Source organism: Pantoea sp. Lij88 (assembly GCF_030062155.1).
Classification (GTDB): domain Bacteria; phylum Pseudomonadota; class Gammaproteobacteria; order Enterobacterales; family Enterobacteriaceae; genus Pantoea.
Map to the genome: position 1 here is coordinate 1,403,999 of NZ_CP118269.1, position 12,661 is coordinate 1,416,659.

Annotated in this window: 10 protein-coding genes; 4 read left to right on the forward strand and 6 right to left on the reverse strand. The window is 54.2% G+C overall.

Annotated elements, in window-relative coordinates; all coding sequences use genetic code 11:
• The first annotated feature begins 39 nt into the window (after nt 1-39).
• The 4 genes from galS to mglC all read left to right on the forward strand — a co-directional run bounded on the left by galS (nt 40) and on the right by mglC (nt 5,004).
• Entirely contained in the window at nt 40-1,080 is a 1,041-nt protein-coding gene (gene galS / locus PU624_RS10330) for an HTH-type transcriptional regulator GalS (RefSeq protein ID WP_283547533.1), read from the forward strand.
• A 309-nt stretch (nt 1,081-1,389) separates the two neighbouring features.
• Nucleotides 1,390-2,385 (forward strand): galactose/glucose ABC transporter substrate-binding protein MglB, encoded by a 996-nt coding sequence (gene mglB, locus PU624_RS10335; RefSeq protein ID WP_283547534.1) that lies wholly within the window; start codon nt 1,390-1,392, stop codon nt 2,383-2,385.
• Nucleotides 2,386-2,453: 68 nt separating this feature from the next.
• The gene (gene mglA, locus PU624_RS10340) at nt 2,454-3,974 is read left to right on the forward strand and encodes a galactose/methyl galactoside ABC transporter ATP-binding protein MglA (protein WP_283547535.1); all 1,521 of its coding nucleotides are present in this window, start codon (nt 2,454-2,456) and stop codon (nt 3,972-3,974) included.
• 19 nt (nt 3,975-3,993) lie between these two features.
• Nucleotides 3,994-5,004, forward strand: a complete 1,011-nt coding sequence (mglC, locus tag PU624_RS10345; RefSeq protein WP_033788241.1) for a galactose/methyl galactoside ABC transporter permease MglC — start codon at nt 3,994-3,996, stop codon at nt 5,002-5,004.
• 456 nt (nt 5,005-5,460) lie between these two features.
• Here mglC and sanA read toward each other — a convergent pair whose 3' ends face one another.
• From sanA to metG, 6 genes are all read right to left on the reverse strand, one after another.
• Complete coding sequence (gene sanA, locus PU624_RS10350; RefSeq protein WP_283547536.1) at nt 5,461-6,180, reverse strand: outer membrane permeability protein SanA; 720 nt, start codon at nt 6,178-6,180, stop codon at nt 5,461-5,463.
• A gap of 135 nt (nt 6,181-6,315) precedes the next feature.
• On the reverse strand, nt 6,316-8,013 hold the full coding sequence (locus PU624_RS10355) for an NAD-dependent malic enzyme (protein WP_283547537.1): 1,698 nt from the start codon (nt 8,011-8,013) through the stop codon (nt 6,316-6,318).
• A gap of 269 nt (nt 8,014-8,282) precedes the next feature.
• Nucleotides 8,283-9,173 carry a cytidine deaminase gene (cdd, locus tag PU624_RS10360; RefSeq protein WP_283547538.1) on the reverse strand — a complete coding sequence of 297 codons (891 nt, stop codon included), beginning with the start codon at nt 9,171-9,173 and terminating at the stop codon, nt 8,283-8,285.
• Nucleotides 9,174-9,292: 119 nt separating this feature from the next.
• Entirely contained in the window at nt 9,293-9,985 is a 693-nt protein-coding gene (locus PU624_RS10365; RefSeq protein WP_283547539.1) for a CidB/LrgB family autolysis modulator, read from the reverse strand.
• On the reverse strand, nt 9,978-10,370 hold the full coding sequence (locus PU624_RS10370) for a CidA/LrgA family protein (RefSeq protein WP_283547540.1): 393 nt from the start codon (nt 10,368-10,370) through the stop codon (nt 9,978-9,980). The genes PU624_RS10365 and PU624_RS10370 overlap by 8 nt, the downstream gene beginning before the upstream one ends.
• A gap of 221 nt (nt 10,371-10,591) precedes the next feature.
• Complete coding sequence (metG, locus tag PU624_RS10375) at nt 10,592-12,625, reverse strand: methionine--tRNA ligase (protein ID WP_283547541.1); 2,034 nt, start codon at nt 12,623-12,625, stop codon at nt 10,592-10,594.
• Between the last annotated feature and the right edge of the window lie 36 nt (nt 12,626-12,661).

Consider the following 12,661-nt stretch of genomic DNA (forward strand, 5'->3'; position numbering starts at 1 on the left):
CCGGCGTGATGCCCTATTTTTCCTTTCTGGAACTGCTGCATGATAACTATTCGTGATGTTGCCCGTCAGGCTGGCGTGTCAGTGGCGACCGTGTCGCGCGTCCTCAATCAGAGCAACGCCGTGACCTCTGACACCCGCGACGCCGTGTTACTGGCGGTTGAAGCGCTGGGTTATCGCCCTAACGCCAACGCTCAGGCGCTGGCGACGCAGGTCAGCGACACGATCGGGGTAGTGGTGATGGATGTCTCCGATCCCTTCTTCGGGGCGCTGGTTAAGGCGGTGGATACCGTGGCGCAGCGCGTACACAAACATGTGTTGATCAGCAACTCCTGGCACCAGGAAGAGAAAGAGCGTCATGCGATTGAAGTGCTGATCCGTCAGCGTTGCAGCGCCCTGGTCGTACACGCGAAAACGCTGCCGGACGCGGAACTGGCGGACTTTATGCAGCACGTGCCCGGCATGGTGGTGATTAACCGCATCGTCCCCGGCTTCGAACACCGCAGCGTCAGTCTGGATAACGTCACTGGTGCACTAATGGCCTCAAGAACCCTGTTACAACAGGGACATAGCCGCATTGGCTATCTCTGCTCCAGCCATCCGATTGAGGATGTGGCACAGCGCCGTGAAGGGTGGATGCAGGCGATGGCAGAGCAGGGCATCCGGCCGCAGGAGAGCTGGATAGCCAGCGCAGAGCCTGACATGCAGGGCGGTGAAGCCGCGATGGTGGAGCTGCTGGGGCGCAATCTCAACCTCACTGCGGTGTTTGCTTATAACGACGGCATGGCGGCGGGCGCACTCACTGCGCTGAAAGACAACGGCATCCAGGTGCCACAGCATTTTTCTGTCATTGGCTTTGATGATATCCCGATTTCCCGGTACACCGATCCGCAGTTAACCACCGTCCGCTATCCCATTGTATCTATGGCAAAAATCGCCACCGAACTGGCGCTGCAGGGCGCTGCCGGACTGCTGGATGACACTGCAACACACATCTTTATGCCAACCCTGGTGCGGCGTCATTCGGTCGCGCAGCGGCAAAATGTGGAGTCCGTCACTAATTCAGGCGATTCAGGCATGTAACCGTTTTCAATCTGTGATTACATTCACAGTTAATTAACATTGCTCTCACTATGATGGCAGCGTCTTACCGGACTGAAACATTATGTAACGCCAGTGTAACGGCACCAGTTGTGGTCTCAGTAGCCGGTTAAAGGGTTCACCCCCTCTTCATGGAAGCATTTTGGTACAGGGAAGTCAGGTTTTAGACGGCGTTCAATGGCTTAGCATCCTCATTACGTTAGCCCACGCGTCGCTCTGTTTTACCGATTGCCCTCCCGCACGTTACGCGGTAGCGCTAAAAAGACCCTGCATAATAAAACCGGAGATACCATGAATAAGAAGGTTTTCACGCTTACAGCACTGGTTGCCAGCATGATGTTTGGTGCAACCGCTCACGCAGCTGACACACGTATCGGCGTGACCATTTACAAATATGATGACAACTTCATGTCAATGGTACGCAAAGACATCGAGAAAGAAGCGAAAGCGATCGGTGGCGTGCAGTTGCTGATGAATGACTCACAGAATGACCAGTCCAAACAGAACGATCAGGTTGACGTGCTGATGGCAAAAGGCGTGAAAGCGCTGGCGATTAACCTGGTTGACCCGGCTGCTGCTGCCGTGGTGGTAGACAAAGCGCGTGCTAACGACGTGCCGGTTGTCTTCTTCAACAAAGAACCGAACGCCAAAGTGCTGGCCGGTTATGACAAAGCTTACTACGTGGGTACCGATTCTAAAGAGTCTGGCATCATTCAGGGTCAGCTGATCGAGAAACACTGGAAAGCGACCCCAGCCTGGGATCTGAACAAAGATGGCGTGATTCAGTTCGTGCTGCTGAAAGGCGAGCCGGGCCATCCTGATGCTGAAGCCCGTACCAAATATGTGATCGACACCCTGAACAAAGATGGTCTGAAAACCCAGCAGTTAGCGATGGATACTGCAATGTGGGATACCGCGCAGGCTAAAGATAAGATGGATGCGTGGTTATCAGGCCCGAACGCGAAGAAAATCGAAGTCGTAATTGCCAACAACGATGCCATGGCGATGGGTGCAGTTGAAGCGCTGAAAGCGCACAACATGACTTCAATCCCGGTCTTCGGTGTCGATGCGCTGCCAGAAGCACTGGCGCTGGTTAAATCAGGTGCGCTGGCCGGTACCGTGCTGAACGATGCGGAAAACCAGGCGAAAGCTACGCTGGATATCGCCAACAACCTGGCGAACGGCAAAGCGGCAACCGATGGAACGAACTTCAAGATGGTCGATAAGATCGTCCGCGTTCCTTACGTGCCGGTTGATAAAGAAAATCTGTCTCAGTTCGTGAAATAAGATCGATTACGGGCGCGACCGCTGTCGCGCCTTTTTTATGTCACCACCGTTTTTTAGCCAGGTAAAATATGGCCAGTGATAATACGACCGCGCAGCGAGAATATTTGCTGGAAATGACGAATGTCTCAAAATCATTTCCCGGCGTTAAAGCGTTAGATAATGTGAATTTGAAAGTGCGGCCTCACTCTGTTCATGCATTAATGGGCGAGAACGGTGCCGGGAAATCCACCTTATTAAAATGCCTGTTTGGTATTTATAAAAAAGATACCGGCAGTATCCTGTTTCAGGGTAATGAGATCGATTATAAAAGCTCCAAAGAGGCGCTGGAAAATGGCGTGTCGATGGTGCACCAGGAATTAAACCTGGTTCTGCAGCGTACCGTGATGGACAACATGTGGCTGGGGCGTTATCCGCGCAAAGGCTTCTTTGTCGATCAGGATAAAATGTACCAGGACACCAAAGCGATTTTTGACGAGCTGGATATCGATATCGATCCGCGCGACAAAGTTGCCAATCTTTCTGTATCACAGATGCAGATGATTGAAATTGCCAAAGCGTTCTCCTATGACGCAAAAATTGTGATTATGGATGAGCCGACTTCCTCGTTAACCGAGAAAGAGGTTAATCACCTGTTTACGATTATCCGTAAGCTGAAAGATCGCGGCTGTGGCATTGTTTATATTTCGCACAAGATGGAAGAGATTTTCCAGCTGTGTGATGAGATCACGATTCTGCGTGATGGTCAGTGGATCACCTCTCAGCCGCTGGAAGGGCTGGATATGGATAAGATCATCTCGATGATGGTCGGCCGTTCACTGAACCAGCGTTTCCCTGACCGTACCAACGTGCCAGGCGAGACGATTCTTGAGGTTCGCAATCTGACGTCACTGCGTCAGCCGTCTATTCGCGATATCTCATTTGATTTGCGTAAAGGGGAGATACTCGGCATTGCCGGGCTGGTGGGCGCCAAACGTACCGATATCGTTGAAACGCTGTTTGGTATTCGCGAAAAATCGGGCGGCACCATTAAACTGCATGGCAAACCGATTAATAATCACAGCGCCAATGAAGCCATTAACCACGGTTTTGCGCTGGTGACGGAAGAGCGTCGCTCTACCGGTATTTATGCGTTCCTCGACATTGGTTTTAACTCGCTTATTTCCAATATCAAAAAATATAAAAACAGTATGGGACTGCTGGATAATAAACGTATGAAGAGTGATACCCAATGGGTGATCGATTCCATGCGTGTAAAAACACCCGGTCATCATACTCAAATTGGTTCGCTTTCGGGCGGCAACCAGCAAAAAGTGATTATTGGCCGCTGGTTATTGACCCAGCCTGAAATCCTGATGCTTGATGAACCAACACGCGGTATTGATGTTGGTGCGAAATTCGAAATTTACCAGTTGATTGCTGAGCTGGCGAAAAGAGAAAAGGGCATCATTATTATCTCATCCGAAATGCCGGAGCTGTTAGGCATTACCGATCGTATTCTGGTAATGAGTAATGGTCTGGTAGCAGGCATAGTTGATACCAAAACGACCACGCAGAACGAAATATTGCGTTTAGCGTCATTACACCTTTAATGAAGCAAGGGCTGTTAACATGAAAGCGACTACAAAAAAGAATGCGCTAACCTGGTTAAAAGAGGGCGGCATTTATGTCGTTCTGCTGGTATTGCTGGCTATTATTATTTTCCAGGATCCCTCATTTCTAAGTTTAATGAACCTGAGTAATATTCTGACCCAATCTTCGGTGCGCATTATTATTGCACTGGGTGTGGCGGGTCTGATTGTGACCCAGGGTACTGACCTGTCAGCCGGACGTCAGGTGGGTCTGGCAGCGGTCGTCGCCGCGACGTTGCTGCAGGCGATGGATAACGCGAACAAGGTCTTCCCGACGCTGGATACGGTGCCGATTCCACTGGTTATCCTGACCGTGTGTATCATCGGCGGTGTGATTGGCCTGGTGAACGGTGTGATTATTGCTTACCTGAAGGTAACGCCATTTATCACCACGCTGGGCACCATGATTATCGTTTACGGTATTAACTCACTGTATTACGACTTTGTTGGCGCCTCACCGATTGCTGGTTTTGATGCCGGGTTCTCGAAATTTACGCAGGGCTTTTTACGCTTTGGTGATTTCAAACTCTCGTTCATCACGTTCTACGCTGTGATTGCCATTATTTTCGTCTGGGTGCTGTGGAATAAAACCCGCTTTGGCAAAAACATTTTTGCTATCGGCGGTAACCCGGAAGCGGCGAAAGTGTCAGGCGTTAACGTCAACCTGAACCTGATCATGATTTATGCCCTGTCAGGTGTGTTCTACGCCTTTGGCGGGATGCTGGAAGCGGGTCGTATCGGCTCTGCCACCAACAACCTCGGTTTTATGTATGAGCTGGATGCGATTGCGGCCTGTGTGGTCGGCGGCGTCTCCTTCGCCGGTGGTGTGGGTAGCGTGGCAGGCGTCGTGACCGGTGTACTGATCTTCACCGTTATCAACTACGGTCTGACCTATATCGGCGTCAACCCTTACTGGCAGTACATCATTAAGGGCGGCATCATCATCTTCGCCGTTGCGCTGGATTCACTGAAATATTCACGTAAGAAGTAAGTTTTATTCAACGCTAAAAAAGCGACCTTCGGGTCGCTTTTTTTATGGGCAGATGTTGGGGGACATTGCTGCGAGATCGAGGTTGCGAAGGGAACAGGGTCAGATCGGAAAGACGCAAAGGCCATTCCATGACACGCTCGGCCCGCGCCGTCCTGGCGCGGGACGCTTTCCTCTTCTGACCCTGCTCCCTGCGCGCTGAACTTAGTCGTTGCTGTCAGAATCACCTTTGCCTCATAGAGATCAAACAGACGACTCACCCACTTAAAACGATGGGAGCATACGCCTGCAGCAAAGCATAGCGGGCCAGGGACGGGCCGCGCTGAGCCTGCCAGGGATGGCGTCTTTTGCGTCTTTGCGAAAGGCGTATGCTCCCTGAGTCTTGTACCTTACTGCCAGACTGCAGCTCAGCGCACATAACAGCTTTCAGCACAGTTTCATTAAGCTGTTGAGCGCCAGCTATTTCCGCAGCTTCTGTTCCAGCTCCAGCAACTGCTCCGGCGTCACCGCCGGGTAACTCTGCGCATCGTCAGGGACGTCGCGTACAGCAGGAATCGGCACCAGCGGGCCTAAGAAACGGGGTTCGCGCTTAAGCAGGAAAAGATCCGCCAGCGCGCCCAGCCGGGCACCGACCTCGCGGAAACGCACGCTCAGCATGTTCTTGGGTGAGGGCACCGCATAACACTGCGCCTGAATACCCAGCTGTAAGGCAATAAACAGCGCGCGCTCACAATGAAAACGCTGCGTGATAATAATGAAATCATTGGTATCAAACACTTTGCGGGTACGCACGATCGAATCCAGCGTGCGGAATCCGGCATAATCGAGCACGATATCAGCCGGATCGACACCGGCTTTGATCAGATCGCGACGCATCGTCATGGGCTCGTTATAGCTTTGCAGCGCGTTATCACCACTCAGCAGCAGATAATTGACCTTGCCGCTGTTGTAGGCATTCAGCGCGCCCTGCATACGATAGAGGTAATACTGATTGATGACGCCGGTACGATAATACTTAGCGGTCCCCAGTACCACACCGACCTGACGATGCGGCAAAGAAGCGACATTTTCGTAAATAAAAGGCGCAGTTTTCCAGCTGATCCAGCGATCAAGGCCGAGCGCCGTTGCCATCATCAGTAAGATGATGAAAAGCAGACCAATGAGAACGCGTTTCAGCATGCGCCTGGAGACTCGATGTCAGAATTTTGAGATGGGACAAGGCTACTTGAGCTGTCGCAGCGAAGCAAGTTACTGCCGGCTGGCTGTGCTCTTTTTGAACACTGCCGGATCGCAGACGATCCGGCAGTCTGACGATTAAATCGAGGTACGACGATAGTGACGATACTGCGGCAGCCAGAAGTTGTTGGCGATAGCCTGCGACAACACATCTTCTGAAGTCACCACGGCGACACCCGCCAGCTGAGCGGCTTTACCCACTTCCATCGCGATAATCTTCGACACACCCTGAATATCTTTGATCTCAGGCAGCACCGGCCCTTCACCTTCGTTCACCAGCGGTGAGCAGTCAGCGAGCGCACGGCTGGCGGTCATCAGCATGGTATCGGTGACGCGGCTGGCACCCGACGCAATCACACCCAGACCAATGCCAGGGAAGATGTACGAGTTGTTGCACTGCGCAATCGGGTAGGTCTTACCATTCCAGCTCACCGGCGAGAACGGGCTGCCGGTGGCGACCAGTGCGGCACCGTCAGTCCAGGCGATGATATCAGCTGGCGTCGCCTCCACGCGTGATGTCGGGTTCGACAGAGGCATCACGATAGGGCGCTTACAGTGCTTATGCATCTCACGGATGATCTCTTCGGTGAACAGACCCGGCTGGCCGGAAACACCAATCAGAATGTCGGGCTTCGCATTGCGCACGACGTCCAGCAGCGAAATGGAATCATTGGTGATATCCCACTGCTGCAGGTTTTCGCTCTTCTGCACCAGCTTGCTCTGGAAATCGAGCAGGTTAGGCAGCTTGTCGGTCAGCAGACCAAAGCGATCCACCATCATCACCCGGCCACGTGCTTCATCATCACTCAGACCTTCTGATTTCATCTGCGCGATGATCTGTTCAGCGATACCACAACCCGCAGAACCGGCACCCAGGAACACCACTTTCTGCTCGCACAGGCGGCTTCCGGCTGCGCGGCTGGCGGCAATCAGCGTGCCTACCGTTACGGCGGCGGTGCCCTGAATATCATCGTTAAAGCAGCAGACTTCGTCGCGATAGCGGTTCAGCAGCGGCATGGCGTTCTTCTGGGCGAAATCTTCGAACTGCAACAGCACTTTCGGCCAGCGGCGCTTAACAGCCTGAATAAATTCGTTCACGAACTCATCATATTCTTCGCCGGTAATACGCGGATGACGCCAGCCCATGTAGAGCGGATCGTTCAGCAACTGCTGGTTATTGGTACCGACATCCAGCACCACCGGCAGGGTGTAAGCCGGGCTGATGCCGCCACAGGCGGTATAAAGTGAAAGCTTACCAATCGGGATACCCATGCCGCCGATGCCCTGATCGCCAAGGCCCAGGATGCGCTCGCCATCGGTCACCACAATCACCTTCACATTCTGCTTGGTGGCGTTCTGCAGCATATCTTCGATGCGGTCGCGGTTAGGGTAGGAGATGAACACGCCACGCGCACGACGGTAGATTTCAGAGAAGTGTTCGCAGGCTGCACCAACGGTCGGGGTGTAGATGATTGGCATCATCTCTTCGAGATGGTTATCCAGCAGGCGGTAGAACAGCGTTTCGTTGGTGTCCTGAATGTTGCGCAGGTAGACATGCTTATCGTTATTGTTTTTGAAGTCCTGGAACTGACGCCAGGCACGCTGCGCCTGCTCTTCAATCGATTCCACCGCTTCTGGCAGCAGACCGTTGAGGTTGAATTCGTTACGTTCTTCGATGCTAAAGGCGCTGCCTTTGTTCAGCAGGGGAAATTCCAGCAAAATCGGGCCAGCATAAGGGATATACAGCGGGCGTTTACTTTCGTAGTCGAGTTCCATGCAGTGATGCTCCGGTTGCAGTGTTGTCTGGCGTCACGCCGGAAAGGTAGCGCCAGTTTTCTTACCCGTTATAGCTCAGACTGCAGGCCCGGCAGCGGCAGGGTAACCGCTGCGGAAACATTCACGACCGTGCTGCCATCCTGCAACCTGAATTATTCAGAGTAATTTGTGATGACGTGAATTCTGGCGCCAGATCCTATGAAATTTCCCACAGAAGTACAGCGTTTGTTCATAAAAGCTCACAAAACTGTGGTCTCTATGACAGCGGGTTATGCTTTGTACAGCGTTACCTGCAGCAGCTCACCACAACCAAATGTCGCAAGCGTCGCCTGCGTGGCGGCGAACTGGCTTAACGTGGCATTTTCCACTTCCGCTAATACCGCTTTTTTTATCTGACGAACATCGCCGCCCTGCATGTTCAGCAGGACCAGCGCCGCCTGAAGAGGCGGGAAGCTCGGGTTAAACGCGGCGTTTTCCGCATAGCGACCGGTGACAATCGTGCCATCCGTGGTCAGCAGGGCAACACCGGCGTGAGACTGACTATAGGGGGCGTGGCTGGCATTGGCGGCGGCAACCGCAGCCTGCACCAGTTCATCGCCTGCGGCCACATAACCGTGATCGACGTTGTCCATCAGGAAGGTGGTGATGTCGAGATCGCGTGGTCCAAAGGCATCCGGCAGATAATCCGCCAGGGTGCTGATTGCACGCTGCGGCAGGCTGATGCGAATGTTGGTGCCGCTGTTCAGCTCGTTCATAAACTGACGGCAGTGACCGCACGGCGTGTAGTTAACGGTGATGGTCTCAAGCTGGCGTTCGCCACGCAGCCAGGCATGGGTAATGGCGCTCTGCTCGGCGTGCACTGTCTGCTGCATTGGCGTGCCGACAAATTCCATATTGGCCCCGAAGTACCAGTTGCCGCTGACGCCACGGGCAATCGCCCCGACATTAAAATGCGATACGGTAGCAACGGCACAGGACGCCGCCAGGGGCAGCAGCGCCAGCGCCAGCGCATCGGCATCCATCTGAGTCTGTTGTTGCAGTGAGGCGACCTGGTCGGCGCTCAGCACCGCATGAAAGTCAGGATCGTTCAGCAGGGGGGTAAGTGCAGTTTGCAGCGTTGACGGCAATGCCTCAAAAGCGGAGAGGAAACGGGATTGCATGTGAGCCTCATTAAATTCAGCAGGCGATGTGCCAGTCACCGGTTTATATGTGATCCACATCGCTCTGACAATGTAACCTGTGTTGCATGTTTCAACTTTGCGAGATCTCTCGCAAACTTTCAGCCAAACCAGTGCAGCAGCAGCGGAAAAATAAACGGCGCCAGCAAGGAGGTGATGATGCCGCAGATCACCAGCGCCAGTGAGCTGAATGCCCCTTCCTGGTAATCGAGTTCGGCCGCGCGCGCCGTGCCGAGGGCATGTGACGCATTACCAATCGCCAGTCCGCGCGCCGCTTTAGATTTCACGCCCAACAGATTCAGTACCGTGTGTCCGAACACCGCACCCAGCACCCCGGCAATCAGCACGCAGATGGCGCTGATGGCGGGAATACCGTGCAGCGAACCCGAGACGGCCATCGCAATGGGCGTGGTCACGGATTTAGGTATGATAGTGGCGGCAATCTCAGGCGTGGCACCCATCCACAGGGCAATGGCGGTGCCCGAGGTCATGGCAGTCAGGCTGCCGATAAAGCAGACGCCAATAATCGACTTCCAGCGGGCGCGGATCTGATGCATCTGCTCATACAGCGGCAGTGCCAGCGCAACCACGGCCGGTTGCAGCAGCTGATTGAGAATCTCACTGCCCGCGAAATAGCGCGAGTAGGGCAGCTGTAACAGCAGCAGTATCGGGATAATGATCGCCATCGCGACCAGCAGCGGGTTAAGCAGCGAGATTTTCAGCCGTATCGCCAGCTTGCGCGCCAGAAAAAAGGCCGCCAGCGTCAGTGGCAGTGACCACCACATTTCACTCATCGGCAGACTCTCCGGCCGGGCGGCGGCTGTGAATCTGATGCGCGCTTACGCCGACAATAGAGAGGACCAGCAGGGTGCTGACGACGCAGGAGACAACGATCGGGCCAAACTGCGCGGTCAGAATATCGGTGTAGCTCATTACCCCGACGCTGATTGGCACAAACAGCAGCGCCATGTAGCGAATCAGCAGATGACAGCCCGGTTTTACCCAGCTGACCGGCAGGATCTGCGAGGCGAGCAGGGCGAACAGAATTAACATCCCAAGGATGCTGCCGGGCAGTTTAATGGGCAGCAGCGAGGCGATGCCGACGCCGGCGTATAAGCAGAGATAAATGATGATAAAGGCGCGAAGATAACGTCCGCAGACAGACAGCACGGTGAGCATGGCAGGCTCCTGTTTTCACTGAGCTTCATCATACGCATTAACCGCTTAGCGTGCTAGCGATCACATTTATGGGGTGGAGTGGCAGAAACTGGCAAACAGTTCCGGGGAAACGGAGTTGCAGTAGTAAAGGGATGTTGAGGAGGAGAGAACCCTTCGCACCAGAGAAAAGGCGAGAAGGGTTTCAGAACGGCACTGCGCTAAGCGGTTTAAGCCGCCAGCGATTACTTAACCGGCATACCCGGCACAGCACCGCTGTCGACGGACAGCACGAACAGATCTTTCCCACCCGGACCCGCTGACAGCACCATGCCTTCGGAGATACCGAAGCGCATTTTACGCGGCGCGAGGTTGGCCACGATGATGGTCATTTTACCGACCAGCACAGAGGGGTCTGGATAGGCGGCGCGGATGCCCGAGAAGATCTGACGCTTCTCACCGCCCAGATCGAGCTGCAGACGCAGCAGCTTGTCCGAACCTTCCACCAGTTCCGCCTGCTCAATCAGCGCGACGCGCATATCGACTTTGGCGAAATCGTCGATGGTGATGGTCTCACCGACCGGCGAGTCAGCCAGTGGGCCGGTTGCGGCCGGTGCGCTCGCTGCGGCGGCATCCTCTTTCGAGGCTTCAATCAGTCCCTCAACCTTCGCCATTTCAATGCGGCTGTAGAGCGCTTTGAATGGGGCAACCTGATGATCCAGCAGCGGCTGCGCAATGGCATCCCAGCTCAGTTCACAGTTCAGGAAACCTTCTGCACGGGCGCTCAGTGACGGCAGCACCGGCTTCAGCCAGGTCATCAGAATGCGGAACAGGTTAATGCCCATTGAGCAGATCGCCTGCAGATCGGCATCACGGCCTTCCTGCTTCGCCACCACCCACGGTGCCTGCTCATCGACATAGCGGTTCGCCAGGTCGGCCAGCGCCATGATCTCGCGGATAGCACGGCTGTATTCGCGCGCGGCCCAGGCGTCACCAATCTTCTCTGACGCGTCCACGAAGGTCTGATAGAGCGCCGGATCGGCCAGCTCTGCCGCCAGTTTGCCGTCAAAGCGTTTGGTGATGAAGCCCGCGTTACGTGACGCCAGGTTAACCACTTTGTTGACGATGTCAGCATTAACGCGCTGCACGAAATCTTCCAGATTCAGGTCGATATCATCGATACGTGAAGAGAGTTTCGCTGCGTAGTAGTAACGCAGGCTGTCGGCATCCAGATGCTGCAGCCAGGTGCTGGCTTTAATAAACGTGCCGCGCGACTTCGACATCTTGGCACCGTTAACGGTGACATAGCCGTGTACGAACAGGTTGTTTGGCTTGCGGAAGTTGCTGCCTTCCAGCATGGCTGGCCAGAACAGGCTGTGGAAATAGACGATATCTTTACCGATGAAGTGATACAGCTCGGTCGTGGAGTCTTTACGCCAGAACTCGTCGAAGTCGATGTCGCCGCGCTTGTCGCACAGGTTTTTGAACGAGCCCATGTAGCCGATAGGCGCATCCAGCCAGACGTAGAAATACTTGCCTGGCGCGTCCGGAATTTCAAAGCCGAAGTAAGGTGCGTCGCGGGAGATATCCCACTGCTGCAGGCCCGATTCAAACCACTCCTGCATTTTGTTCGCAACCTGATCCTGCAGCGCACCGGAGCGGGTCCAGGCCTGCAGCATGGCGCTGAAGGAGGGCAGATCAAAGAAGAAGTGCTCAGAGTCGCGCAGCACTGGCGTCGCGCCAGAGACCACAGACTTCGGCTCAATCAGCTCGGTCGGGCTATAGGTCGCGCCACACACTTCGCAGTTATCGCCATACTGATCGGCAGATTTACATTTCGGACAGGTGCCTTTCACAAAACGGTCCGGCAGGAACATCCCTTTTTCCGGATCGTAGAGCTGGGAAATAGTGCGGTTCTTAATGAAACCGTTCTCTTTCAGGCGGCCGTAAATCAGCGCAGACAGCTCACGGTTTTCGTCGCCGTGAGTCGAGTGATAGTTGTCATAGCTGACGTTGAAACCGGCAAAGTCGGCTTCATGTTCGCTTTTCATTTCTGCAATCATCTGCTCCGGCGCAATGCCCAGCTGCTGAGCTTTCAGCATGATAGGCGTGCCGTGCGCATCATCGGCGCAGATGAAGTAAACCTGATTGCCACGCATTCGCTGATAACGCACCCAAATGTCTGCCTGGATATGCTCGAGCATATGGCCGAGATGGATTGATCCGTTCGCGTAAGGCAGTGCGCACGTTACCAGAATTTTTTTAGCGACTTGAGTCATAGTTTGCGTAGCTTTCTGTTGATTGAAAAAACGGGC